This is a genomic window from Rufibacter glacialis, from assembly GCF_008271745.1.
Classification (GTDB): Bacteria; Bacteroidota; Bacteroidia; order Cytophagales; family Hymenobacteraceae; genus Nibribacter; species Nibribacter glacialis.
In genome coordinates, this window is sequence record NZ_VKKZ01000025.1 from 149,873 (window position 1) to 175,288 (window position 25,416).

Genomic DNA, 25,416 nt, shown 5'->3' on the forward strand with positions numbered 1-25,416 from the left:
ATATGGGTTGTTAGTTAATTTTCTGATGTTCTGTTTTTGGAGCTTATTTTGAAAACAAGCCCCAAAACAATAGTTGTTTTCTTCTCCTTCCTTATTCGCTGGCTAAAGTTTGCAACTCGTCAGGGAGAAGACCTCGCAGCGTCCAGAGGACCTGCGAGCGTCTGAAAGCTTTTCCCCTTAGTTCCCGGTGAGTCTTTAGACTCGCGCCAGAGGAAAGCCATGTTTCAAGGCTCCTTTTCAAAAAAACAGCCTTGAAACACCGTTACATAGTGAACACCTTTTCCCTACTATTCAGGTACTCGTTCTCCACTACCTCGTGGCCTGGCTCAGTGCGCTCAAACTCGCGCAGTTTGCGGTTGAAACCGTCGCTGTCTTTGATGATGGCGATGCGGGCGCTGCGCACGAATTCAATGAGGCCGTAAGGTTGCAGGATCTTGATCAGGTTGTCGGTTTCCTCGCGGTGGCCGGTGGTCTCAAACACGGTGTAATCTTTCCGGATCACCACCGCCCGGGCGCCGTTCTCGCGCAGCAGGCGCTCTACCTTCACCTTCTCAGCGATCACATCAGTTGGCACTTTGTAGAGGGCCATCTCCTGCCAGATCACGTCTTCGTTGGTGTTGTAGTAGACCTTTAGCACCTCTACCTGCTTCTCAATCTGGCGGGCAATCTTGCTCACCACCTCCTCGGTCTCGTTGATCACGATGTTGAAGCGGTGGATGCCCTCAATCTCAGAGGGCGAGGTGTTGAGGCTGTCAATGTTGATTTTGCGGCGGGAAAAAATCATGGCGATCCGGTTGAGCAACCCTATGTGGTTCTCAGTGTACACCGTGATGTTGTGTTCTTCCCGTGCTATGGGCGCTTGCTCAGGCATATTCTTGATTTGTTAGGCACCGTTATTTCAATCTGATTTCGCTCACGCTGCACCCCTGCGGCACCATGGGGAACACGTTGTTCTCTTTGGTCACCATTACTTCCAGCAGGAAAGAGCCGGGGTGCGCCAGCATCTGCTGCAAGGCATTGGTCAGGTCTTCGCGTTGGTCTATCTTGCGGCCCGAGATGCCGTAGCCCTGGGCCACCATCACGTAATCTGGGCTGGTGATGTCCACGAAGGAGTACCGGCGCTCATGGAACAGTTCCTGCCACTGGCGTACCATGCCCAGGAACTGGTTGTTCAGGATCAGGATTTTCACGTCAATGCCGCTCTGCATGATGGTACCCAATTCCTGGATGGTCATCTGCACGCCACCGTCGCCAATCACGGCCACTACGGTTCTGTGGGGTGCCCCGAACTTGGCGCCAATGGCAGCCGGCAAGGCGAAGCCCATGGTGCCCAAACCACCGCTGGTGATGTTGCTGCGGGTCTGGTTCAGTTTGGCGTAGCGGCAGGCCACCATCTGGTGCTGCCCCACGTCGGTCACAATGATGGCCTCGCCCTGGGTGAGTTCGTTCAGTTGCTGAATCACCTCGCCCATGGTCATCTCAGCGGAGGTAGGGAACAGTTCTTCTCTGATGACGGCGTCTATTTCCTTCTGCTCAAACTCGCGGAACTTGGCCAGCCATTCTGAATGCTGCTTTTGTTCTACCAGTTGCGTGAGCAGCGGCAGGGTCTCTTTGCAGTCTCCCCACACCGGCACGGTGGTTTTCACGTTCTTGTCAATCTCGGCGGGATCAATGTCCAGGTGGATGACTTTGGCTTGCTTGGCGTATTTGTCCAGGCGGCCGGTCACGCGGTCGTCAAAGCGCATGCCTATGGCAATCAGAACATCACACTCATTCGTCATCACGTTGGGGCCGTAGTTCCCGTGCATGCCCAGCATGCCCACATTCTGCGGATGGTCGGTAGGCAAGGCGCCCGCGCCCATGATGGTCCAGGCCGCCGGAATACCTGATTTTTCCAGAAACGCCTTGAATTCCTGTTCCGCAGAGCCGAGCATCACGCCCTGGCCCCACAGCACAAACGGCTTTTGGGCACTGTTGATGAGGTCTGCGGCCTGCTTAATGTATTCCTGGCGCACAATGGGCTTAGGCCGGTAACTGCGGATGTGGTCACAAGGGGTATAGCCCTGGAAGTTGAATTTCTGTAGCTGCGCGTTCTTAGTGATGTCAATCAACACCGGGCCGGGTCTACCCGTGCGGGCAATATGGAACGCCTTGGCCAGCACCTCCGGAATCTCCGTGGCGTCTGTGATCTGGTAGTTCCATTTGGTGACCGGGGTGGTGATGCCAATCACATCGGCTTCCTGAAACGCATCAGTGCCCAACAGGTGCGCGAACACCTGACCGGTGATACACACCAGTGGCGTGGAGTCAATCTGGGCATCGGCGAGGCCGGTTACCAGGTTGGTGGCCCCGGGGCCGCTGGTAGCGAACACCACGCCCACTTTGCCCGAGGCTCTCGCGTAGCCTTGGCCGGCATGGATCCCGCCCTGCTCATGGCGCACCAGCACGTGCTTCAGGTCTCCCTCAAAGTCATAAAGGGCATCATAGATGGGCATGATGGCCCCGCCCGGATACCCGAAAATGGTATCTACACCCTCTACCTGGAGGGCATGCAGTAAGGCTTGGCTTCCGCTGATCACGGTGTCCGTCTCAGGCAAGGTGGGGGCTTGTTTCTCTTGCGTTAACATAGGCTTCCTCTTGTAAATCTGTGATACAACCGTGGCTGGCATCACTCACGGTTCTTAAATATTTCAGCAACACTCCCTGTGAAGCATTGGGTTTTGGTCTCTTCCAGTTCTCGCGCCGTACGGTTAACTCGGCTTCAGATACCTGCACGTTCATGGTGTTGTTGGCGGCGTCCAGTACAATCCAGTCTCCGTCTTCCACCAGCGCTATGGTGCCGCCCTCATATGCCTCAGGGCACACGTGCCCGATCACAAAGCCGTGGGTTCCGCCCGAGAAGCGGCCATCGGTAATGAGGGCCACTTTATCGCCTAAGCCCGCGCCAATGATGGCCGAAGTCGGTTTCAGCATCTCAGGCATGCCCGGGCCGCCTTTGGGGCCCACGTACCGGATCACGACCACGTGACCGGGCTGGATTTTACCCAGCGTGATGCCTTCGTTCAGTTCTTCTTCAGAGTTGAACACCACCGCCGGACCTTCAAACCGGGTGCCTTCCTTGCCGGTGATCTTGGCCACGGCGCCTTTGGTGGCCAGGTTGCCGTACAGCACCTGAATGTGGCCGTCGGGTTTCATGGGGTTGGAAAGCGGGCGCAGCAGGTCTTGTTCCTCACCCAGGGGTTGCACGTTCTCGAGGTTCTGAGCGATGGTATTTCCCGTCACGGTGAGCAGGTCACCGTTCAGGAGGCCTTCGTTCAGGAGGGTTTTCATCACGGCCGGTATTCCGCCCACGGCGGAAAGGTCTTCCATGAGGTACTTGCCGCTGGGTTTCAGATCTGCCCGGAAGGCTACTCTGTCGCTCACCGCCTGGAAATCTTCCAGGGTCAGGGACACGCCGGCCGCGTGGGCAATGGCGATCAGGTGAATGACCGCGTTGGTAGAACCGCCCAGCACCGTGATGAGCACCATGGCGTTCTCAAAAGCTTCGCGGGTTAAGATGTCACGGGGCTTGATGTCTTTCTCCAGCAGGTTGCGGAGGTATTCGCCGGTGTGCAGGCATTCTGCTCTTTTCTCCTCACTAACCGCCACCAAAGAAGAGGAATACGGCAGCGACATGCCCAGCGCCTCGGCCGCCGAGGCCATGGTATTGGCAGTGTACATGCCCCCGCAGGCCCCCGGCCCCGGACAGGCGTTCCGGATGATGCCGCGGTAATCCTCGTCTGAGATGTTGCCGTTCAGCTTCTGGCCGTAGGCCTCAAAGCAGGACACGATATTGAGCTTCTGGCCTTTGAAGTTGCCGCCTTTGATGGTACCGCCGTACACCATCATGCCTGGTCGGTTCAGGCGCGCCATGGCGATCAAGGCACCCGGCATGTTTTTGTCGCAGCCCACCACGCAGGCCAAAGCATCATAGTAGTGGGCGCCGGCCATAGCTTCAATAGAATCAGCGATGATCTCCCGTGACACAAGCGAATAGCGCATGCCCGCGTTGCCGTTGGTGATGCCGTCACTCACGCCAATGGTGTTGAACCGCAAGCCTACCAAATCCTGCGCCTGCACGCCTTCCTTCACCACATCAGCGAGGTCATTGAGGTGCATGTTACAGGTGTTGCCTTCAAAACCGGTGGAGACAATGCCCACGAACGGTTTCCGGAGATCAGCCTCTGGGATACCTGATCCGATCAGCATGGCCTGGGAAGCCGGCAGGCTGTCGTCTTTGGTATAGATGCTGCTAAATTTATTTAAAGCCATGGTGTACTGGTTTGTTTTTCTGGTGATTACAAAAAAAAGAGCCTTTCTTACCGGGTGGTAAGAAAGGCTCTATAAGGATATAGGGAACCGATCCTAACTACCCGGTGGTAGAGGAGAGATGATAATGCTAATAATGACTAATAGGTGGTACATAGCGTTGGAATGAGCCCTAAAGGTATGTGTTCATCACAACTCCTGCAAAAACTCCACCGCCTTTGCCTGTTATTTTTTATCATGCTCTGCTTTCATCTATCTAATTTCAGGCCCTGAAAAAGGCCGATTCTCTGTCTTGGCCTGGCTTTTTCGGCCTCTTCCCTCCTATGCCGTTTTCTGCGTCTTTTCGCAAAACAGGCGGTAAACCTGGTGAAGGAAGGTCCATCTGTTTAAGGCCTTTTCCTGTTTTCAGCCCCTTTGTAAAAAAGCCGGCCAAAAACGTTTTTATACTCTGGTGCAAGTCTGCAGACTCGCGCTAGTTGGTTTCCAGACCTGTGAGGTTTTCAAAACCTCACAGGTCTTCGTTCCGTGCTTTCAGGCATTCTCTGTTTGAAGGCTGCTTTGCTGAAAACAGGCCCAAAAAGCCCCTCCTAGATAATGGTGCTCAGACCAATTTCCAGGTTCTTCAGGTGCCGGAAGCATTCCCCGCCCTCCTGCACGTAGTCAGCGATGAAGCCGCCTACCTGCTCGGTTCTGAAGGGGTTCTTCTGGTTCAGCTCCGGGGTAAGCACTTTTTTGTCTAAAGCGTACTGCACAGCTTCTTTCACCAGATTCGCCTCTTCCTGCATGCCAAAATGCTCCAGCATCATGGCCACCGACAGGATGGTGGCAATTGGGTTGGCGATGCCCAGGCCTTTGCCCTGCGGGAAAGAACCATGGATGGGCTCAAATAACGCAGCGGTCTCGCCAATGGAGGCCGAAGGCAGCAAGCCCAGTGAACCGGCAATCACAGAGGCTTCATCTGAGATAATATCCCCGAACATGTTCTCCGTGAGGATCACGTCAAATTGCTTGGGGTTCAGGATCATCTGCATGGCGGCGTTGTCCACGAACAGGAAATCCACGGCCACACTGGGGTATTCCAGCGCAATCTCCTGCACCACTTCGCGCCACAGGCGGGAGGTTTCCAGCACGTTGGCCTTATCTACCAGGGTTAGTTTGTTCCGGCGGGTGGTAGCTGCCTGAAACGCCACATGCGCCACCCGCGTGATCTCCTCGCGGGAGTAGAAGCAGTTGTCAAAGGCTCCGTCTGCGGTGCGGCCTTTCTCCCCGAAGTAGATACCGCCCGTCAGTTCCCGGTAAATGAGCATGTCGGCGCCGGCAATGCGGTCAGCTTTGAGCGGGGAATGGCTCAGCAACACATCATAGGCGGTTACAGGCCGGATGTTGGCGAACAACCCCAGCGATTTGCGCAGGCGCAGCAGCCCTTGCTCAGGGCGTACCTGGGCGGCAGGGTTGTTATCATATTTAGGATCCCCGATGGCGCCTAAGAGAATGGCATCTGCTTCAAAGCAGGCTTGCAGGGTAGATTCTGGCAAAGGATCGCCGGTGGCGTCAATGGCGCAGGCACCCATGAGTTGCACATCCAGTTCAAATTGGTGCCCAAAGCGCTCCGACACGGCTTCCAGTACTTTCAAGGCTTCGGCCACCACTTCTGGTCCAATTCCGTCGCCGGGTAATACAGCTATTCTTTTCGTTAATACGCCCATGGTCTGCTCTTTTCGTATTGCTCTATCGCGTCTTTCTGATTCGTTAAAAAATCAATGTCATCATAGCCATTGATCATGCATTCCTTTTTGTAAGCATCAATGGCAAACGGAATGCGGGCTTCCCACACGGGCACCTGTAATTCCTGGTTTACCAGATCCACTACCAAGGTGGTCTGCGGGTCTTCCTCTATCTGGGCAAACAACCGGGCCAGCACGTCATCACTCACCTGTAAAGGCAACAGGCCGTTGTTCAGGGCATTGCCTTTGAAGATATCAGCGAAAAAGCTGGAGATCACTACTTTAAAGCCCGCATCATGAATAGCCCAGGCGGCGTGCTCGCGGCTAGACCCGCACCCGAAGTTCTTTCCAGCCACCAATATCTGCCCGCTGTACCGGCTATTGTTCAGCACGAAATCTGCCTTGGGCTGACCTGTGTTGTCAAAACGCCAATCCCGGAACAGGTTCTCCCCGAAACCCTCGCGAGAGGTAGCCTTTAAAAAACGGGCCGGGATGATCTGGTCGGTATCTATGTTCTCAATCGGGAGCGGAACCGCGGTGGATTGAAGTATCTCAAACTTTTCCATTCTCTCTCTTTTTAGTCCTCCTTGGAAGGGGGGATGATTACTCGTGCTGATTAAGCATTCCCGAGAATCATCTTTGTACTCTTTTTTTTTTGCTCATCCGGATTTATAAAACCGGATGTCACCTGTTGGGGATTTATCAATCCCCGTTTTTGTGCATCTCATGTCTTGGGGATTTAAAAATCCCTGACAGAGTGGTTCGGGATTGGTAAATCCCGAACAGCATTAGGATTCATCTTTTATAAGGTTCGTAGCTGTTGTCTTGGCTACTTTTCACGTCCTTTTCATCCCCCTACCCCCTTCAAAGGGGGACGGAATGCGCTCCTTTTTCTAGTTCAGGTATTGGGTAATGTCCACAATCTTACCCTCCACGGCTGTGATGGCGGCTACCAGCGGACTGGCCAGCAAGGTGCGGGAACCAGGACCCTGACGGCCTTCAAAATTGCGGTTAGAGGTAGAGACGCAGTAGGCTCCGGCCGGGATCTTGTCTTCGTTCATGGCCAGACAGGCGCTGCAACCGGGCTCTCTCAGTTCAAAACCGGCGGCGGCCAATACTTTGTCAAGCCCCTCTTCCATGGCCTGTTTTTCTACCAGTTTAGAACCGGGAACAATGATGGCCTCTACATGCGGTGCCTTCTGCTTGCCTTTCACGTAGTTGGCAACCTGGCGAAGGTCTTCAATGCGGGAGTTGGTGCAAGACCCGATGAACACGTAATCAATCTTCTTGCCCAGCAAAGATTCGCCGGGGACGAACCCCATGTACTGCAAAGACTTGCTGTAGCTCGCCTGCTCACTCGCCGGAACCTGGGTAGGAATCAGCGCATCAAGGGCCATGCCCATGCCGGGGTTCGTACCAAAGGTGATCATGGGCGCGATGTCCTGCGCGTCAAAGGTGTATTCTTTGTCAAACGTGGCGGTCTCGTCGGTATACAGGGTAGACCAGTAGGCCAAGGCCTGCTCCCACCGCTCGCCTTGCGGCGCGAACGGACGGCCTTTCAGGTAGTCAAAGGTGGTTTGGTCTGGGGCCATGGTGCCGCCGCGGGCGCCCATCTCAATGCTCATGTTGCACACGGTCATGCGGCCTTCCATGCTCAAAGCCCGGAACGCGCTGCCGGCGTACTCCACAAAGTAGCCCGTGGCCCCGCCGGTACCCAGTTTAGAAATCACGTACAGGATGAGGTCTTTGGCCGTTACGCCGGGTCTCACCTCTCCTTCTACCGTGATGCGCATGCTCTTTGGCTTGCTCAACAAGAGACACTGCGAAGCCATGACCTGCGCCACCTGGCTCGTGCCAATCCCGAAGGCGATGGCCCCGAAAGCGCCGTGCGTAGAGGTGTGGCTGTCGCCGCACACGATGGTCATGCCGGGTTGGGTGATGCCCAGTTCCGGCCCTATCACGTGCACGATGCCCTGGCGCTGATGGCCCAGGCCGTAGAGCTCTATGTTGTGTTTGGCGCAGTTCTCTGTGAGTTTATCTACCTGGAAACGGGAAAGCGGTTCCTGAATAGGGAGATGTTGGTTTTTAGTGGGTACATTATGGTCAGCGGTAGCCACCATCTGCTCTTTGCGGAACAACGGCAAACCACGCGCTTCAATCTCGTCAAAGGCCTGCGGGCTGGTAACTTCATGTATTAAGTGTCTGTCAATGTAAAACACATCTAATCCCGCCCCCGGAATGGGCTTCACTACGTGGGCATCCCATATCTTATCTACTAATGTCTTTGCCATAGCATGTTCTCTTTGGTCAATTCTGATGGTCTTGGACTATCTTACAAGCCCTCACCTTTCAAAAAGACAGAGAAGGGTTAATTATCAGTTTGCCGAAACCAGGTTGTCTTGTTCTACCAATAAATGGAGGTCGGCGTCTACTACTTCTTTCTTTTTGTCGGCCACTTCTAAAAAAGCGGCGTAGGCTTTGTCTAAGGTGAATTTATCAAACGCGTAGCCGATCTTCTGCAACCTATAAGCCAAAGCGGCACGGCCAGAACGGGCCGTTAAAACGATGGAAGAATCCTCGGCGCCCACTTCTTTGGGATCAATGATCTCATAGGTTTCGCGGTGCTTGATCACCCCGTCCTGGTGAATGCCGCTGGAGTGCGCGAAGGCATTGGCGCCCACAATGGCCTTGTTAGGCTGCACGTGCATGCGCATCATGTGCGACACCAGGTGCGACGTCTCGGTTAACAGACGGGTATTCACGCTGGTATCCAGGTTCAGGTACGGGTGCTGGCGCAAGATCATGACGACTTCCTCCAGGGCTGTATTGCCGGCGCGCTCTCCTACCCCGTTGATGGTACACTCAATCTGACGGGCTCCGTTCACCACCCCGGAAATGGAATTGGCCGTAGCCAGACCCAAATCATTGTGGCAATGGGTAGAAAGGGTCACGTTCTGGACGCCGCGCACGTTTTCATAGAGATATTTGATTTTCGCGCCGTATTCCTGGGGCAGGCAATAGCCCGTAGTATCTGGAATGTTGAGCACCGTGGCTCCGGCTTTGATGGCGGCTTCGCACACCCGGGCCAGAAACTCATTGTCGGTGCGGCCCGCGTCTTCGGCGTAGAATTCCACGTCTTCCACAAAGCTTTTGGCGTATTTCACGGCCCAAACGGCGCGTTCCAGCACATCTGCCTGGGTGGTGCGCAGCTTGAACTTGATATGGGATTCTGAAGTACCGATGCCGGTATGGATTCTGGGATAACGGGCGGGTTTCAAGGCCTCGGCCGCTACTTTGATGTCGTTTTCCACGGCGCGCGAAAGGCCGCACACGGTGGCTTCTTTGGTTTGGGCCGCAATGGCCCGGATGGCCTCAAAGTCGCCGGGACTTGATACCGCAAAGCCCGCCTCAATCACGTTCACGCCCAGAAGTTCCAGTTGCCGCGCGATTACCAGTTTCTCGTCCATGTTTAACTTGCAACCGGGCACCTGCTCGCCATCGCGCAACGTTGTATCAAATATTTGTATCTTCTGAGCTGACATCGTTATTTTGGCTTCTTTCTTAGATACAAAGAAGGACGTATTAGTACGCAACCAAAAAACTTTTTTTGCGGTGTCTACTATTTCCAACGGTCTACTTTTTTCTTTCAACCTGCTGAAAATCAATATTTTACCTGTTTTTCTTTTACAATGCCTAACCAAAATATTGATCCTATATTTCAGTTAATAAAATCGCTGACCCCCTCTGAGAAACGCCATTTCAGGCTGTTCACCAACCGGAGCGGCTCCAGCGAAGACTTGAAATTCCTGCAGTTGTTTGACGCCCTGGACCAGCAGGAGACCTTGAACGAGGAGAAGATCCTGAAGCAGGTGCCTAGCCTGAAGAAGGCCCAGCTGGCCAACTTGAAGAACAACCTGTACAAGCACCTGCTCTCCAGCCTGAGGGCCTACCACACGCCCCAGAACCTGGACATCCAGCTCCATGAGCAATTGGATTACGCCCGCGTGCTCTATAACAAAGGCTTTTACCAGCAGAGCCTCAAGATGCTGGACAAAGTGAAGGTGACGGCACAGGAGTACGAGCTGCCCCATATTGCCCTTACTGCCCTGGATTTCGAGAAGCTGATTGAGTCACAGTACATCACGCGCAGTTTAAGTGGCCGGGCCGAAGACCTGAGCCAGGAGGCGACGGCTCTTTCAGCGCACCTCTCGCAAATGCACCAGCTTTCTAATGTGGCATTGCGGCTGTACGGTCTGTACCTGAAGGTGGGTCTGGCCCGCAACCAGGAAGACTATGACTCTATCACTGGTTTCTTTCAGGAGAACCTGCCGCCTCTGGACATCCGGCACGCCAGCTTTTATGAGAAGCTTTATTATTACCAAGCGCACGTGTGGTATTACCTCATGATCCAGGATTTCAAGGCCTGTTACCGCTATGCCCAAAAGTGGGTGGATCTTTTTGACGAATACCCCCACATGAAGGAGCGGCGGCCGGTGCTTTACATCAAGGGCATGCACAACCTGCTCAACGCGCTCTACAACCTCTTCTACCATTCCAAGTTCACGCAGGTACTCCAGCAACTGGAAGCCTTTGCCGCTGATCCCTCGCGGCGGTCAAACCCTAACATTGACACGCTCCTGTTCCTGTATATCTACACGAACAAGATCAACTCCTATTTTCTGGAGGGCAAGTTCACCGAGGGCCTCCAGGTTATCCCCGGCATCCTGAAAAACCTGGAGGGATTTCAGGCGCAGTTAGACCCGCACCGCATGCTGGTGTTCTATTACAAGATCGCCAGCCTGTACTTTGGCAGTGGTGATTTCAAGAAGGCCATTGAGTATCTGAACAAGGTGATCCACCATCGCAATACCAGCCTGCGCGAAGACCTGCAATGTTTTGCCCGCATCCTGAACCTGATTGCCCACTATGAAGCCGGCTACGACGATGATACCCTGGATTACCAGATCAGGACGGTGTACCATTTCCTGGGCAAAATGGACAACCAGCAGCAAATGCAGGTGGAGATCTTCAAGTTCCTGCGCACCGTTGGCAACATTACCCCCTACCAATTGAAAGACGCGTTCACCACCCTCAAAGAAAAGCTGATCTCCATCTCCCAAAACCCGTATGAGCGGCGCCCCTTCCTGTACCTGGACATCATCTCCTGGCTGGAGAGCAAGATTGAGAATGTGCCCGTACAGGAGATTATGCAACGAAAAGTAGGAAGGCTGAAGTAACAAGCCGTTTTAAGGTTGTTTTTGTATAAAAGCGCTTGAATCCTGTTTCATGCGCTTTTTATTTTAATTAGGTAAGAACTATATAGTATATTCGGTAGTCCAGTTACGGTTATCTGTCAAAAACGACAATAAACCGTAGGTTTACCTCCGCCCATAGTGCAGATAAGCGTAAGTTCACGTTTATCCATTAGTTAGGGGCAATTAATAATAATTAAATGAATAAAAAGCTTCAACTAGTTTTGTTTAACCTTGGACTTGCATTGGCGATTTTCGGAGCTTTATATTGGTTTGGCCAAAAATGGGATAGAGATATTCAAGCAAGAATCGATACAGTCAACAAAGATTACGGTTATGGAAAAGGAATAATCACCGATTTACACTCATACAAGGGACGTAGTGTTGAAATTAAATACTTCGTTAAAAATAAACAGTTTAAATTTTCTGGAGGCTGGGACAAAAATCCCAGTGGACTAGGAGAAGGAGACTCGATAAGGTTTAGATATTCGACAGAAAACCCAGAATTAATAATATCTGAATTAGAAGAAGAGTATTAATAAATCATTAGAAAAATAACTGCCCCTAACCACGTGTAAACGTCACCCTTCGGCCGACGGCCTTGCACATCTTTTACACGAGTCCGTTGGGGTTAATTAAAAATATAAATGTTCGGACTATTTAATAAAAGAACTTATAAAACAGAATTCACAGAAGAAAATAAAGAGAAGTTCAACGACCTGTTGACAGAAATTTATGTAATCCTTCGTGATTCAGCATATACATCTCAGGCGAACTGGATAAAAGAAATATTGTTCGCGGTTCAAAAAGAGAACCCCGATTTATTTAAGCAAAAAGTAATTTCTGCAGGACTACTTGGCGGTGCTGGTTCTGTAGTGGACGTTTGGATTGAAGAAGAAGAGAAAAGGAACAGATTAGATTCTTTAATTAACGACTTCTTTGAATTGACTTTTAAATCGGGATTGACACACAGTGCTTTAAAAGCAAGAATGACTAGAATAATAAAAAAATAACTAACCCCAACATTGTGTAAAAGTCATGCTACGGCCGACGGCCTTGCACATCTTTTACACGAGTCCGTTACCCGCAATTGAGAAAAATTAAAATATTAACGTTTGTAAAGAATATTTCTGTTAGATAAAAAAAATATAATTAGTAAGGTCGTGGAATATATAATGAACTCTCAAAAGTTATTAATCGGGATAATTATACACTTCTTTTTCTATTTATTTTATTATTGGTTATTAAAATCAAGCAATCAGCCAACTATATTCCATAACTTTATTTTTGAAAACCCAAACTTTGCAAGGATTATCCATATTGGATTAGCACTTTGTATGCTGTATTTAAATAGGTTTATAAATTTATTTTTTTTACAATTACTACTAATTTTGATTATAGTATACGTTTTTTTTCATGGATTTATTAGTACTTTTTATTTTAATTTTAACTATGATTTATAGTGAGATTTTCAACTGGCATATCGGGAAATCTAAACCAATTATTGCCTTAAAGCCGTAATATTATCTAGCTGTTTTCCGCAATTGAAAAATAAAAATCTAAAGTCACAGCTGAAATAATAATCGGCTGGAGCAGCAAAAAACTGGAAATACGGAAAATAGAATTGCGTTTCCGGCATGTTTACCTGAAAACGTAGCAAAAACAAGATTTAGATAAAACGGCTATAGAAGCAGAAGCAAAGAAACAACAGCGGGTAACATGGTATAAACATCATGCCACGGCCGACGGCCTAGCACGTTTTTTATACTAACCGTTGTATGGTATTATTAACCAATTAAGATTATATTCTTAAAATTAAACCCCCTAATGAATCATAATATCCTTCGAGTAAGTTCAGAACCCAAAGTAATTGGTGTTAACAATGGGATTTATCAAATCGAACTTGACAAGTCCTGTTTTTCTGACTACAAAGAACTTGAAAGATTTAAACTAGGATTTCCAGAAGACAGTACAATTGACCTCAACTATCCACAGCCACTGATATATAAAGTTCTAAAGAAGGCTAAACTTACTGACTTCATGGGGTATTCACAGTACCTTAAAGGAGTTCCCTTTGTTTTATCAGGAAAGGCCGTAAACGTTTTCAAGGAGTTTTCCTTAAAAGAGCATTCATTAATTGAAATCACATTAAGGGAAAATCAAGACGTCTGTTACTACCTCTTTAGGTATCCTTTTACAGAGAACAGCAAGATAAATTTTGAGGAGTCCGTGTTTTACACGCAAATACCAGGTCAAGACAAGGTCTACCACAAAATCCATGACGAAGATGAGTTTAGGGCTTTCTGGAAGCAGAACGCACTTTGGAAGGCTGAGAAGTTTGTGCTTGATGAAGCTGAAGCGAAATATGATTGCATAAGATTACGGATAGGTGGAGTTTTCATATCAGAAAGGCTTCAGAAAGCAATAGAGACAAGCAATTTAATCGGACAAAATATCCCAAGAACTAATGCACCTTTTATAACATTTAGTTAATAATAGTAAGGCTGAATGTTTTCTAGGCTAATCATTGAGATAAGAATAACACCATACAACAACAGCTAAACGTCATCATCGGCCGGCGGCCTCGCCCGTCGTTTAGCCAAGAACGTTGTATGCAAGCTTAAAAATGGAAGAATCTGCAAGAAAGGTAAAATCGAATATTTTTGAGACGGCTCTTGCAGTTTTGGTTCTGTTTGCCATCATCTTCTCAATAATCGACTTCATTGATACAGGAAGCCCGAATACACGGATAGGCAATCCGTTTGCTGAATACTACTCAAATCCAGGAATAAAAAGAATCTTGACTCTCAAGTTTATTTCCTATTGTAGCTTTCTGGTATTCTTTATACTTCTATGTTTTGACAAGTACAGAAAGAAAATTACCGTTCTAATAACCTACTTGGCATCAGCTCTTACAATTGCGACATTGCAATGGTATGAATTATATTATGGTTCAACCTTTTATTATGGGGAAGTAAGAGACAAGCAAGGTTTGGGGTTTCCTGTTCTCAGCACGTTCATGGTTACTCTAATAATTTGGAAAATAAATTACTCCAAAAGCAGAGATAAAGATTTAACTATAAAGCTCATATTGACAGGAATTTTGAACTTTGGTTTGTACCAGTTCTACGGACAGGTTTACGAATCATGGAATTTATCGCAATCGTAAAAAAAAGCCTACAAACAACATTGTATAAAAATCATGCTACGGCCGACGGCCTCACCCGTCGTTTAGCCCAGAACGTTAGCAACAGTTTAAAAACGAACCTACAAATCATCACCTACAGAAATCCAGATAATGAACAAACTAAATATTCAAACAGAACGGCTTAAAATTCGGCACATCGATTTAGCAGACCTTTCTGACTTTCATCTATATCGCTCAAACCCAAAAATTACAAAATACCAAGGTTTCGATGTGATGACAATTGAGCAAGCTCAGGAGTTTATTAAGGACAATTCTACAAAGCATTTTGGAAAAGCTGGAGAATGGGTACAATATGGAATTGAAAATAGTGAAACAAGCCAACTTATTGGCGATTGTGCCATCAAACTCGATTCCTATGATACAAGAATTGCAGAAATTGGTATTACTATTTCACACCTTGAACAGAAAAAGGGTTATGCGAAAGAAGTGATGCTTAGTGTTTTGAGTCTTCTTTTTGACAAAAAAGAAATACACAGGGTAGTTGAAATTGTAGACGCTGAAAATATTGCTTCGATTAATCTATTGAAAAGCATAGGGTTTAGGCAGGAAGGACATTTCATAGAAAACATTTTTTCAAAGGAAAATGGGGAAGCGAGTTCCAGTATGCCATGTTGAGACGGGAGTGGGAAGAGACCAAGATTGGGTAGAACAGAAGCATGGAACTCACACCTAGATAAGAACAACAGCAGCTAACAGCAACTAAACGTTAGTCTTCGGCCGACGGCCTTGTGCGTCGTTTATACGAGACCGTTAGAAGGCATTTGAATTGACAGCTTTAACATACTCAGGCTTAAATGTTCATGTAACTTTTGACGCAAATAACATATTTTTTACCGTGATTACACCTTATATTATTTTATTGTTTAGCAGTACGTTTGGACCCTAAAGACCCATTTAATACTTATGGCACTAATCAACCCTCACATTAACTTCAACGGAAATGCTGAAGAAGCATTCAATTTTTACAAATCAGTATTTGGCGGAGAGTTCGTAAAGATTTTGCGCTTCAAAGATATTTCAAATCCCGAATATCCAGTAACTAAAAATGAGGCAAATAAGGTTATGCACATTGCTTTGCCAATTGGCAAAAACGTTTTAATTGGCAATGATGTCCCCGAATTTATGGGAAAAGTTAATGAAAATGAAAACAGGTCTAAAATATCTATAAGTGCGGAAAGCCGTGAAGAAGCTGAAAAATTATTTAATGGACTTTCTGCAGGTGGGAGTATAGAAGTTCCCATTGGAGACAACCCTGAAGGTGCATGCTTTGGAATGTTTAGAGACAAATTCGGTATCGAATGGATAGTGGATTTTGATTCAAAGTACTAGAGAAAATATAAAAAGCACCGAACGCCTAACAATGGCTAAAAGGCAGCTGGGGTTACTCCAGGCCGACATTCCATAGCAATCTGCAAGCAGTCATCCAGTCAACAAGTCCTGCGGACTGTCGCCCCAGCCGACCGTAAAGACCACTTCATTGCATTTAGGATGAAACGTCACAAAAAAAAGTTAATTGAGAGGTACTAACAGGTCTTGAGTCATAAAGGTCAAATAAATACCAGCACAGTATCGCCATCACAGCTTATTGGTGAGCCATCTAAATGACCTTAAATAATCGGGTTTTTTCACTTAAAATAATTTTATGTTTAAAGTACATAATACCCTTTTGTTATTGGTGACTTGCTCGGTGGTGATGTGGGCATGCTCAAACAACCGTATGAGCAGAATTAAGAATACAGTCTCCGCTGCTGTGGTAGATGAAAAATCTAACAGGAAAGCCATTGCCCAGGCAGCCATCTACACGGAGTGGTTTTTTACAGGGCAGGTGGATAGCCTGTGGCATTCAGTAAGTGAGAAAGGGCGTAAACGTTTCCCAAATACTGAAAGCATTTCCACCCTCCGGCAACGGGTTATTCCGGTAATCACAGGCTTCGAAAAAGTGCTCAGCGACAGCGTCGTGCAAAATGATACGCTCGTAAGCGTTTGGCGCTATGGTATCAATAAAGGAGATGGAGTGATCTACTATGTAAAATGGAGCTTGACTCCAAATGATCATCGCATAGTTGGCTTTTCTGCTTCTGATGCTGGGCGAGTGGCAGTAAACCCAAAGAAAAATTACAAGGTACGAACGAAGCTGCAGCTACCTGTCAAAGGGGAATGGATCGTCTTTTGGGGTGGCCCCACGGTTAAGCAGAACTACCATGCCGCCTACTCCACGCAACAATTTGCCTTAGACCTGATGCCAGCGGCGGACAGTGCAAGAACATGGCAGGCAGCTAAAGGTGAGGCTTTAGCCTTAACCGACTTCGCCTGTTACGGCTCCCCTGTTTTTGCACCTGCGGCAGGCAAAGTTGTGGTGGCAATTGACTCTATCCCAGACAACCAGGTAGGTAAGTTTCACCCTACTTCTGAGAAGGGGAATTATCTGATTATTGAGCATCAGAAGGGGGAATTCTCCTTACTCGGCCATTTAAAACAGAACAGTATTAAAGTGAAGGTCGGGGATGAAGTAAAAGCGGGCGCTGAGGTGGCCCAGTGTGGGAATAGTGGCCGTACAACTTCGCCACATCTACATTTCGACCTAATTGATAAACCGAATATTGGGCGAGGCACCTTAAGCCTTCCTGCAAAATTCTACCATTACAAGGCTGATTCTGTACTTATCAAAATTGGACAGCCCCTTCAATGGCAAAGGATTAAACCTGCCTTTGAATAGAACTGATGAAATATGGAGTAAAGTACTTAGAACGTAAGACGTCCATTTTGACTAAAACGACATCTAGAATGCCCAATACTAAATAATCATCCCTTGTCGCTCTGCTCTGGACACGGAGAGGAAATTATCAGCAAAATAAAATCCGCGAAACCAGAGGAGAGTTTTTTCTACAAGGAACAACAACCCTACTTGCTATAACCCGACTTCAGCCTTATTGGCTTGCTTTTCATAAACCAGGGCAAAAACAGATGGACTTTAAAATATTTGATTTGGGTCTGGAGGGTGTTTTCGGGCTCTTTTGGTTACATCAGGCTAAGAACAGAAAAGGACAAGAAGTCTTTGTAGAGAAAAACTAGACCTAACATCAGCTAAACAGCATCTCGGGCGACTGCCTCCGCCGCCGTTTTGCCAAGTACATTGTAAAGAATCTCTAACTGAATGAAAAACCTGTGCATCACCTTTTTTCTTATTACTGGGCTATTTATAGGCATCTCTTACAAAATCAAGAATGACTACTTTCACTTACCTTACCCAAATGCCATGGAGTATGCATTGGCTTTGCTACTACTGCTATTCACAGCAGTTGCTTTGATTTGGAAGAAGCATCGGCGAGAAAAAATGCTTCTTGGCTTGGCATCAGCAGCCACTTTATTGATAGTAGTCAATGGCCTGAACTATTTCCTGGAATGGCATCCGCTCAACCTGTCACTTCCCTTTACAAAATCCCAGTCTTTTGAAGTCAGCCATGAGCCTTACAACTGGCCGACTGCCACTCCAGTAAGTGCAGGATATAAAGAGGAAGAAATAGAGCAGTACCTTAAGGAAATTGAGAACTGGGAGAGGCTAAGGGGACTGGTAGTGATCAAAGATGGGAGTTTAGTGGTGGAGAAATATCAGAAAGGCGCTACCAGGTTTAGTGCGTTCAATGTTCATTCTGTTACCAAGAGCATTACCTCAGCCCTGATGGGCTTATCCATTCAAGAAGGTTATCTGGAATCCGAAGACAATTATGTGATGTCCTTCTTCCCACAGTACCAGAAGAGCGAACAAGGCCTACATAAAGAGAAATTAACGGTAGCCCATCTGTTGTCCATGCGGGGTGGCTTTACCGGTTGGGATGGACCACAGAACGTGGAGCAAGTGCTATTGAAGGAAAAAGTTTCTGAAAGTAAACTTGGGCAGGAATTCAACTACTTCACAGGCGCTCAGATGGTTCTTTCGGCTTTAATCACGAAGGCTTCCAAAACAACTACCAAAGAATTCGCCCAGGAAAAGCTGTTTAAGCCGCTTGGCATCCAATGTGGCTTCTGGCGGAAAGTGGACGGCTACTATGCCGGCGGAGACGAGACGTATTTCACGGCCAGGGACCTCGCCAGATTCGGAGAGTTGTACCTTAACAAGGGAAAGGTCAATGGGGCACAGCTGCTGGATTCTTCATGGGTGGAAAAGAGCTTCACCAATTATACACGTGCAAGTAACGCTTTCCGGACCTTAGATTGCTATCAGGAAGTTGGGTATGGCTACTCCTGGTGGTTGTTAAACTACAATAATAAAACAGTGTACACCGCGAGAGGGAAAGGGGGCCAATACATCTTGATATTGCCCGAAGAAAAAGTTGTGGCTGTTATTCTGCAGGAATGGAATCTGCAGAAAGACTTTGGAAAGGAAAATGCCTATTTATGCAAGTTACTTTCTATTTTAACGAAAGGAAATAAAAGGACTTCTTACCAAATGGCACATAAGTAAAGCTGTGGCTACCCCTCGCTCTCCTCATGTACCAGGCCTTTACTATTCCTTTTGAAGCAACACTCAACCCAGGCAAATCATAAATCTGAAATTTATGCTCCTCGACGATTTTAACAATACCATTGATAAATGGCTTACCGATTTACAACGTTATGACCTGGATAAATTACGCACAAAGCCTGACACTGCAGGTTGGTCAATGGGACAACTATACATGCACCTCATAGAAGAAACCACTTGGTACCTTGAACAAATTGAAGTGTGCTTTATCAGCAAAGTGAACCCTGCATTAACCATGAAAGAAAATGCAAAGCCCATCTTTTACAACAACTCCTTTCCAAATGAAATAATCAAAGGAGACCCCTTCATTTCTGACCATGTAAAGCAACCAACTGACTGGAAGACGGTACAGGCAGACTTTCAGAAATTAAAAGAGGAGGTAAATGAAATTTGGTTGAAAATTGAAACGGCGGAGTCTCCAGGTAAGGCAGAGCATCCGGGCCTTGGATTTTTTAGCCCAGTAGAGTGGTTTCAGTATGCTGAAATGCACATGCAGCATCACTTAAAACAGAAAGAACGAATCCATAACTTTTTGAGCACAAAGACTGCCCAGTGACTTACTAGTATGACCTGGACCAAATGGAGAACAACATAATCCGCCATCTGGGGTCTTCCTTGAAGCGGCTTCCATGGCAACTTAAACCTTTTTTCAGCGATCCAGACGCAGGAGGGCAAACAGGTTCGGTTCTAAAACCTAGCAGAACAAAATACTAAATCCGTTGATACTATACGTTAGACTAAGATGGTAGAACAGGGTTAACCATCTTATCTGAAAATATCCCTAGCGACAAAAGAAGAACAATGAGTATACAGATTGAACTTGCATTATTGGTGTTATCTGTTCTGTTTTTCCTGAGTATCATGGCAGGAAAAGCTAGTTCAAAATTTGGGGTTCCTGCCTTACTCTTATTTTTAGGGGTAGGCATGGTCTGCGGCAGTGACGGCTTGGGCATCCAATTTGAGAACATTCACATAGCCCAAACCATTGGCACCATCGCGCTTTGTATCATCCTGTTCTCTGGCGGCCTGGATACCAAAATATCAGAAATACGGCCTATCATGGCCCAAGGCGTGGTACTGGCAACGGTTGGGGTACTTTTGACGGCCATTCTTACGGGAGTGATTATCTGGTGGGTGTTTGACATGACCATGATGGCCAGCGGTATTGGGCTATTAACGGCTTTGCTGTTGGCTTCCACCATGGCCTCCACAGATTCCGCATCGGTTTTCTCAATTCTGCGGTCAAAGGGATTACACCTGAAAAATAACCTTAGGCCTATGCTGGAGCTGGAAAGCGGTAGCAACGACCCAATGGCGTATGTGCTGGTGATTACCTTGATTGAGATAATCAAGCTGGATAATGTGCCAAACTATTGGCTAACCGCCGGCACCTTGCTCTTGCAACTTGGCGTGGGGGCTGTTTTAGGCTTTGTTTTAGGGAAACTGGCCGTAAGGGTAATCAACCACATCAAAATAGGGAACGACTCTTTGTACCCTATCTTGGTGTTCACCTTCTGCATCTTTATTTTTTCAGTTACCTATTTTGTCAAAGGGAATGGCTTTCTCTCTGTGTACATAGCAGGCCTGGTGATTGGGAATTCCAAGTTTGTACATAAACGGTCTGCCCTCAATTTCTTTGATGGGTTGGCCTGGATGTCACAGTTAATCATGTTTTTGATGTTAGGGTTGCTGGTAAACCCCCACGAGCTATTACCCATCATGGTGCCTGGGCTGTTCGTTAGCTTTCTGATGATTTTTATTTCCCGCCCCCTGTCGGTCTTTTTAAGTTTGCTTCCTTTCCGCAAAATGCCCTTTAAGGATAAAACCTATATTTCATGGGTTGGCTTAAGAGGCGCGGTACCTATCATATTTGCCATATTCCCACTGGTAGAAGATGTGCCCCATGCCAGGTTCATTTTCAATATCGTTTTTTTCTGCACCTTAGTGTCTCTGATTGTGCAAGGCACCTCCCTTTCCTTAGTAGCTAAATGGCTTAACCTGGCAGAAAAACCAAAACATATAAATAAATTGAGAGCTTTTGATGTAGATTTCTCAAATGATATAAAATCTGCCACCACAGAAATTGAAGTCACCCCTAAAATGCTGGAGAAGGGAAATCAGCTAATGAACCTGGCTTTCCCTGAAAAAACCCTCGCCGTTCTGGTCATGCGCGATGATAAATATTTCGTACCCACCGGGAAAACTATCCTAAAAGAGAAAGATAAAATCTTGATTATTACCGACGACCAGGAAGCGTTAATTGAAACGTATAAAAATCTGGGAATAGAACCTGCTTGAAAAGAAAAACACCAGACGTCAATAAAGAAGATAATCGATAAATGGCACAGGGTTAATTTGAAAAGCTTATCCAATTATGAGCATTTAATACAGTAAAAATTATTGAAGGCTCTTGCTCTTCTCCATTAGTAGTAGAAATAAAGAAAAACTTCCCCACCTTACATATTCCTTCTGCTATTGCTGGAACCCAAGGTTATTTCTTCACCTGTTGGCCAACGTCAATGGGATTGGGAAGCAGTTTGCAAAGTTGGTTGAAATACAAAAAAGGCCTGCCCTTAAAAAAGGATAAACGCCAGCGTCGGCGGCCGTCCCAAGGAAGGCGTCTATCTATAAGTTAATGGACCATGAGGTTAATATGGCTTTACTATAAAGAAATCCTAAGTTTCAATCTCCCCTTCTCTTTGTTCATGGGGATGTTAGGAGCTAAGAATGGGTTCTTGCAGGGTTTCTTATTATCCTTCATGACCGGAGGGTTCCTGCTTTCCTTGTACTTTTATGAAAAGAGGTACAAAGCCAGGTATTACTTCTATTTTAACAAAGGCCTCTCCCGGCCTTTTCTCATTGGGGCTATCTATGCAGTAAATACGCTCTTGTTGCTGACCTACTTTATTTTAAAGAAATCCACCGGATGGTAGTACATGAATTAGAAGTAGACAGCGTTCTCAAGAGCTACGGGAATGTAAAGATATTGTCTAATGTCTACCTGACCTGCAAAACCGGCGACGTGGTGGGAATCCTGGGCAGAAACGGCTGTGGCAAGTCTACCTTGCTGAAAATCATCTTTGGGTCAGAAGACACGTATGATAAAAGTATCAGGATTGATAAAGAAGTGTATGCCAAGCCGTACCAGCACAAAAACCTGATCGCCTACCTGCCGCAACATGACTTCCTGCCCAAGAGGGTTCGCCTGAGAAAGATAGCTGCGCTTTTCCTTGAAGACCACGAAGCCCGGGAACGGGTACTTCTTGATCCCCGCATCAAAGAACACCTGGACAAACCCATCACAGAATTATCGGGCGGCCAGCGCCGGTATTTTGAAGTACTCTTGTTGGTGAACCTACCGGTGAAATTCATCCTGCTAGACGAACCCTTCTCTGGCATTGAGCCCCTTTACAAAGATGAAATCAAGGAGTTGATAAACCGCCACCGGCCAGAGAAAGGGTTTATCATCACAGACCATGACTATTCCAATATCATATCGGCCAGTGACCGCCTGCTATTGATCGTTGACGGGGTCTGCAAACCCGTAAGCAGGCTGGAGGAGTTGGAGGAATTGAATTACCTGCCCAAAGGAACCTTGACTGCGGAGGGTGATACAGAATTGGGGGATCAGGCAACTGAGGAACACCCCCCTTTTGAGGCAGACACCCAAACCCTGAAGGATTTAGATCTGTTTGACCCAAACAAAGCGGGTTCGCTCTATTCCATTTTTGAGAGTCCGCAGACCAAGGGCGGCAAGTACAAGTTAGATGAGTTGCTCAAGTCCCCCGTTCAGCAGCCAAGGGTATTGGAAGCCCGAAGGGACGCGATCCGTTATCTACAGGAAAGCGGGATAAGGCTACAGATAGACCGGAAACAGGTAGATTTTGCAGAGTACTACCTTACTTCCACCATTACCTCTGCCCGCCGGAATTACCTTGACGCGGCCTTGTCCAGTATCAGAAGGAGCTACAAGCCTTCCAATGATGATTATATCATAGAAACGGGCATCAAACAGACGGGGGGCTTCCTAACGTATTTGACCAGCTTGCTGCCCGTCCTTCAAAATGGAAGTGCTCCCCTGTATCTGTCGCAGCTATGTTTCAAGGTAGCAGAAACGCTTGCTAAGCCGGAGATAAGGGAGGTTATTCAATCTACTACTAACCGGAAAACGCTCTTCTTCCGCACAGGCGAATATGACCATTTATTCCGAAAGTTGGTTAAAAACGACCTTCTGGAGCTTCTCAACATCCTCTATGAATTGGATGCCTATGCCGCTGTGGCCAGTACGGCAGAGAAGTTGGGCTTCTCGTATCCTGACTACCTAAGGAAGGAAGAGCCAGAAGTGGAGATCAAGGGGTTGTTTCATCCATTGCTGGACAAGCCGGTGGCCAATGACTTTGCCATAGACCAATGGCACAACGTGTGCTTTTTGACCGGGGCCAACATGTCTGGGAAATCCACCTTCCTGAAGGCCTTCGGGATATCTATGTACCTGGCCCATGCCGGGTTCCCTGTGCCGGCCGCTAGCATGAAGACGACTATTTTCAGCGGCATAATTACCACCATCAACCTAGCAGACAATATCAACAAAGGCTATAGCCATTTCTATAGCGAGGTAAGAAGGGTGCGGGAAACGGCTCTGAAAATCAAAAAAGACAAGAAACTGATTGTGATTTTTGATGAGCTCTTCAGGGGCACCAATGTAAAAGACGCGTCAGAAGCCTCTTTGCTGATTACCTCCGCCTTTTCAAAAATCAACACCAGTCTGTTCCTTATCTCCACCCATATCGTAGAAATAGCAGAAGAGCTGAAAGGCCAGCAGAATATTTTTTTCAGCTGCTTTGACACGAAACTACAACAAGACATCCCTGTCTATGACTATCAGCTGGTGCCAGGGGTATCTAAGGAAAGTCTAGGCCTCTATATTGTCCGGAAGGAGGGGATAGTTGATATACTGGGGGAAGCGGTGAAGGAGCAGATTTGTAAGGTAGAAAGCGCGCCCCTCCATTAACAGAAATAGGACCCTTGACCAGCCAGTATCCTATGCCAAGGCCTTATCAAAGAAGAAAATTAAATTTGCGGTAGAAAAGGGTAATTACAAGGAGGCAGACAATCAACTCATGTTTCCATGGCTAGCAGTAGCCTGTAAAGAGGGACTTAAAACAAAAGCGGAGAAACCTTTCCTAAACTCAACCAGATCAGACAAATAGCACCTAACGCAAAAGGCCCTCCCTTCGGAATGCGTCCTACCCCAGCCGAATAACGACTGCTCCCCACCTCTAAACGGCCACTGGGTTTTCTCGGGCTCCCGCTCCCTTGCTCGGCCGCATTAAATCCCAAAGGCAGGTGTCGTAGGCAATGTGTAGTACTGTAAGTCATAGCCCCTACTAATATGAAACGAATCCACTTGTTTGAATTCGAAGACCAGCCTTGGTTCCCTGATTGGATTAGGATTAGTTTGACCAGACTCATAGTGGTCATGCACGGCCTTTTAGGCACCACCAAAGATGTAGCCCAGTTGGTGCATAAAATCCTCAGGTATTCTCCCAACCCCTCTATCATAGATCTATGCTCAGGAAGCGGAGGGCCCATGGTAGAAGTTGCGGAGACGTTGAAGGAAGACTACCAGGTAAAGGAGGTAACCCTTACGTTAACCGATTTATACCCCAATCTGGATTTAGCTGACAACATCAACCGGCAGGGAACTACTGCCCTATCTTATCTAACCCAGCCCATAGATGCCGCCAACGTACCCTCTGCTCTAACCGGTATCAGAACCATGGTCTGTAGTTTTCATCACATGAAACCTGCTACAGCCAGGCGCATTCTGGTCAATGCCAAGGAAGCGAAGCAGCCCCTCTGCATCTATGAAATAAGCGACAACAGCTTCCCTACCTTTTTGTGGTGGATAGCCCTGCCCTTGAACTTCATCATGGCCTTTCTGATCACTCCCTTTGTGCGGCCCTTGACCTGGAAGCAAATCGTTTTCACCTACCTGGTACCCCTTATCCCCGTCTTTTTTGCCTGGGACGGGGCTGTCTCTAATGTCAGGACGTACACATTGAAGGATTTGGATGTGCTTTTAGAGGGCTTGACCTCTGAAGAGTACCAGTGGGAGAAAGGAACCCTCCCCGGCAAAGCAAAAAAGCTCTACCTCCTTGGCTTTCCCACGGCACGCCCATAAAGCACCGGCTACTAACCCCTTACACTGAATAATTCAAATCCTGTTTAGCCCCTCTTTTCAGGAAAGACTCCTAAAACCAGCTTCAGGAACACAGGGAATAAACTAACCTTTCCCTTAAGAACTTGGATTCTCTCCAGGGCCGCCCTACTTTTTTTGTCAATTCTACACTTAACTTTCTTCGGAAGGCGCTAACGCTGAATGGATTTCTTATATTGATC

Annotated in this window: 20 protein-coding genes; 13 read left to right on the top strand and 7 right to left on the bottom strand. The window is 47.5% G+C overall.

Annotated elements, in window-relative coordinates:
* Window positions 1-262: 262 nt before the first annotated feature.
* The 7 genes from ilvN to FOE74_RS19740 form a co-directional block, all read right to left on the bottom strand.
* Window positions 263-871: an acetolactate synthase small subunit gene (ilvN, locus tag FOE74_RS19710; protein WP_149100354.1), complete on the bottom strand. Its 609-nt coding sequence runs from the start codon at window positions 869-871 to the stop codon at window positions 263-265.
* A 22-nt stretch (window positions 872-893) separates the two neighbouring features.
* Window positions 894-2,627, bottom strand: a complete 1,734-nt coding sequence (gene ilvB, locus FOE74_RS19715; protein WP_149100355.1) for a biosynthetic-type acetolactate synthase large subunit — start codon at window positions 2,625-2,627, stop codon at window positions 894-896.
* On the bottom strand, window positions 2,590-4,311 hold the full coding sequence (gene ilvD / locus FOE74_RS19720) for a dihydroxy-acid dehydratase (RefSeq protein WP_149100356.1): 1,722 nt from the start codon (window positions 4,309-4,311) through the stop codon (window positions 2,590-2,592). The genes ilvB and ilvD overlap by 38 nt, the downstream gene beginning before the upstream one ends.
* A gap of 584 nt (window positions 4,312-4,895) precedes the next feature.
* Window positions 4,896-6,014 carry a 3-isopropylmalate dehydrogenase gene (leuB, locus tag FOE74_RS19725; RefSeq protein ID WP_149100357.1) on the bottom strand — a complete coding sequence of 373 codons (1,119 nt, stop codon included), beginning with the start codon at window positions 6,012-6,014 and terminating at the stop codon, window positions 4,896-4,898.
* A complete protein-coding gene (gene leuD, locus FOE74_RS19730; RefSeq protein WP_149100358.1) occupies window positions 6,002-6,598 on the bottom strand; it encodes a 3-isopropylmalate dehydratase small subunit in 597 nt (198 codons plus the stop codon). The genes leuB and leuD overlap by 13 nt, the downstream gene beginning before the upstream one ends.
* Window positions 6,599-6,925: 327 nt before the next feature.
* Complete coding sequence (gene leuC / locus FOE74_RS19735) at window positions 6,926-8,323, bottom strand: 3-isopropylmalate dehydratase large subunit (RefSeq protein ID WP_149100359.1); 1,398 nt, start codon at window positions 8,321-8,323, stop codon at window positions 6,926-6,928.
* Between the two features lie 84 nt (window positions 8,324-8,407).
* Window positions 8,408-9,574: a 2-isopropylmalate synthase gene (locus tag FOE74_RS19740; protein WP_149100360.1), complete on the bottom strand. Its 1,167-nt coding sequence runs from the start codon at window positions 9,572-9,574 to the stop codon at window positions 8,408-8,410.
* A 147-nt stretch (window positions 9,575-9,721) separates the two neighbouring features.
* On the opposite strand from FOE74_RS19740, the gene FOE74_RS19745 reads away from it, so the two are divergent.
* The 13 genes from FOE74_RS19745 to FOE74_RS19805 all read left to right on the top strand — a co-directional run bounded on the left by FOE74_RS19745 (window position 9,722) and on the right by FOE74_RS19805 (window position 25,198).
* Window positions 9,722-11,269, top strand: a complete 1,548-nt coding sequence (locus tag FOE74_RS19745; protein WP_149100361.1) for a hypothetical protein — start codon at window positions 9,722-9,724, stop codon at window positions 11,267-11,269.
* Window positions 11,270-11,484: 215 nt separating this feature from the next.
* The gene (locus FOE74_RS19750; protein ID WP_149100362.1) at window positions 11,485-11,823 is read left to right on the top strand and encodes a DUF3592 domain-containing protein; all 339 of its coding nucleotides are present in this window, start codon (window positions 11,485-11,487) and stop codon (window positions 11,821-11,823) included.
* A gap of 108 nt (window positions 11,824-11,931) precedes the next feature.
* On the top strand, window positions 11,932-12,297 hold the full coding sequence (locus tag FOE74_RS19755; RefSeq protein WP_149100363.1) for a hypothetical protein: 366 nt from the start codon (window positions 11,932-11,934) through the stop codon (window positions 12,295-12,297).
* A gap of 814 nt (window positions 12,298-13,111) precedes the next feature.
* Window positions 13,112-13,777: a hypothetical protein gene (locus FOE74_RS19760; protein WP_149100364.1), complete on the top strand. Its 666-nt coding sequence runs from the start codon at window positions 13,112-13,114 to the stop codon at window positions 13,775-13,777.
* Between the two features lie 133 nt (window positions 13,778-13,910).
* On the top strand, window positions 13,911-14,453 hold the full coding sequence (locus FOE74_RS19765) for a hypothetical protein (protein ID WP_149100365.1): 543 nt from the start codon (window positions 13,911-13,913) through the stop codon (window positions 14,451-14,453).
* A gap of 129 nt (window positions 14,454-14,582) precedes the next feature.
* Entirely contained in the window at window positions 14,583-15,107 is a 525-nt protein-coding gene (locus FOE74_RS19770) for a GNAT family N-acetyltransferase (RefSeq protein ID WP_225840904.1), read from the top strand.
* Between the two features lie 288 nt (window positions 15,108-15,395).
* Window positions 15,396-15,821: a VOC family protein gene (locus FOE74_RS19775; RefSeq protein WP_149100366.1), complete on the top strand. Its 426-nt coding sequence runs from the start codon at window positions 15,396-15,398 to the stop codon at window positions 15,819-15,821.
* A gap of 313 nt (window positions 15,822-16,134) precedes the next feature.
* Window positions 16,135-17,208, top strand: coding sequence for a M23 family metallopeptidase (locus FOE74_RS19780; protein WP_149100367.1), 1,074 nt, complete (start codon window positions 16,135-16,137; stop codon window positions 17,206-17,208).
* A 540-nt stretch (window positions 17,209-17,748) separates the two neighbouring features.
* On the top strand, window positions 17,749-18,954 hold the full coding sequence (locus FOE74_RS19785; RefSeq protein ID WP_188687041.1) for a serine hydrolase domain-containing protein: 1,206 nt from the start codon (window positions 17,749-17,751) through the stop codon (window positions 18,952-18,954).
* A 94-nt stretch (window positions 18,955-19,048) separates the two neighbouring features.
* Window positions 19,049-19,570, top strand: coding sequence for a DinB family protein (locus FOE74_RS19790; RefSeq protein ID WP_149100369.1), 522 nt, complete (start codon window positions 19,049-19,051; stop codon window positions 19,568-19,570).
* Between the two features lie 245 nt (window positions 19,571-19,815).
* Window positions 19,816-21,312, top strand: coding sequence for a potassium/proton antiporter (locus tag FOE74_RS19795; RefSeq protein WP_149100370.1), 1,497 nt, complete (start codon window positions 19,816-19,818; stop codon window positions 21,310-21,312).
* 628 nt (window positions 21,313-21,940) lie between these two features.
* Window positions 21,941-24,025 (top strand): MutS-related protein, encoded by a 2,085-nt coding sequence (locus FOE74_RS19800; RefSeq protein ID WP_149100371.1) that lies wholly within the window; start codon window positions 21,941-21,943, stop codon window positions 24,023-24,025.
* 381 nt (window positions 24,026-24,406) lie between these two features.
* On the top strand, window positions 24,407-25,198 hold the full coding sequence (locus tag FOE74_RS19805) for a hypothetical protein (RefSeq protein WP_149100372.1): 792 nt from the start codon (window positions 24,407-24,409) through the stop codon (window positions 25,196-25,198).
* The last annotated feature ends 218 nt before the right edge of the window (window positions 25,199-25,416 follow it).

Excerpts from the sequence above, each read along its gene's own strand:
- ilvN (WP_149100354.1), bottom strand. The coding sequence starts at position 871 with ATGCCTGAGCAAGCGCCCATAGCACGGGAAGAACACAACATCACGGTG.
- ilvB (WP_149100355.1), bottom strand. The coding sequence starts at position 2,627 with ATGTTAACGCAAGAGAAACAAGCCCCCACCTTGCCTGAGACGGACACC.
- ilvD (WP_149100356.1), bottom strand. The coding sequence starts at position 4,311 with ATGGCTTTAAATAAATTTAGCAGCATCTATACCAAAGACGACAGCCTG.
- leuB (WP_149100357.1), bottom strand. The coding sequence starts at position 6,014 with ATGGGCGTATTAACGAAAAGAATAGCTGTATTACCCGGCGACGGAATT.
- leuD (WP_149100358.1), bottom strand. The coding sequence starts at position 6,598 with ATGGAAAAGTTTGAGATACTTCAATCCACCGCGGTTCCGCTCCCGATT.
- leuC (WP_149100359.1), bottom strand. The coding sequence starts at position 8,323 with ATGGCAAAGACATTAGTAGATAAGATATGGGATGCCCACGTAGTGAAG.
- FOE74_RS19740 (WP_149100360.1), bottom strand. The coding sequence starts at position 9,574 with ATGTCAGCTCAGAAGATACAAATATTTGATACAACGTTGCGCGATGGC.
- FOE74_RS19745 (WP_149100361.1), top strand. The coding sequence starts at position 9,722 with ATGCCTAACCAAAATATTGATCCTATATTTCAGTTAATAAAATCGCTG.
- FOE74_RS19750 (WP_149100362.1), top strand. The coding sequence starts at position 11,485 with ATGAATAAAAAGCTTCAACTAGTTTTGTTTAACCTTGGACTTGCATTG.
- FOE74_RS19755 (WP_149100363.1), top strand. The coding sequence starts at position 11,932 with ATGTTCGGACTATTTAATAAAAGAACTTATAAAACAGAATTCACAGAA.
- FOE74_RS19760 (WP_149100364.1), top strand. The coding sequence starts at position 13,112 with ATGAATCATAATATCCTTCGAGTAAGTTCAGAACCCAAAGTAATTGGT.
- FOE74_RS19765 (WP_149100365.1), top strand. The coding sequence starts at position 13,911 with ATGGAAGAATCTGCAAGAAAGGTAAAATCGAATATTTTTGAGACGGCT.
- FOE74_RS19770 (WP_225840904.1), top strand. The coding sequence starts at position 14,583 with ATGAACAAACTAAATATTCAAACAGAACGGCTTAAAATTCGGCACATC.
- FOE74_RS19775 (WP_149100366.1), top strand. The coding sequence starts at position 15,396 with ATGGCACTAATCAACCCTCACATTAACTTCAACGGAAATGCTGAAGAA.
- FOE74_RS19780 (WP_149100367.1), top strand. The coding sequence starts at position 16,135 with ATGTTTAAAGTACATAATACCCTTTTGTTATTGGTGACTTGCTCGGTG.
- FOE74_RS19785 (WP_188687041.1), top strand. The coding sequence starts at position 17,749 with ATGGAGTATGCATTGGCTTTGCTACTACTGCTATTCACAGCAGTTGCT.
- FOE74_RS19790 (WP_149100369.1), top strand. The coding sequence starts at position 19,049 with ATGCTCCTCGACGATTTTAACAATACCATTGATAAATGGCTTACCGAT.
- FOE74_RS19795 (WP_149100370.1), top strand. The coding sequence starts at position 19,816 with ATGAGTATACAGATTGAACTTGCATTATTGGTGTTATCTGTTCTGTTT.
- FOE74_RS19800 (WP_149100371.1), top strand. The coding sequence starts at position 21,941 with ATGGTAGTACATGAATTAGAAGTAGACAGCGTTCTCAAGAGCTACGGG.
- FOE74_RS19805 (WP_149100372.1), top strand. The coding sequence starts at position 24,407 with ATGAAACGAATCCACTTGTTTGAATTCGAAGACCAGCCTTGGTTCCCT.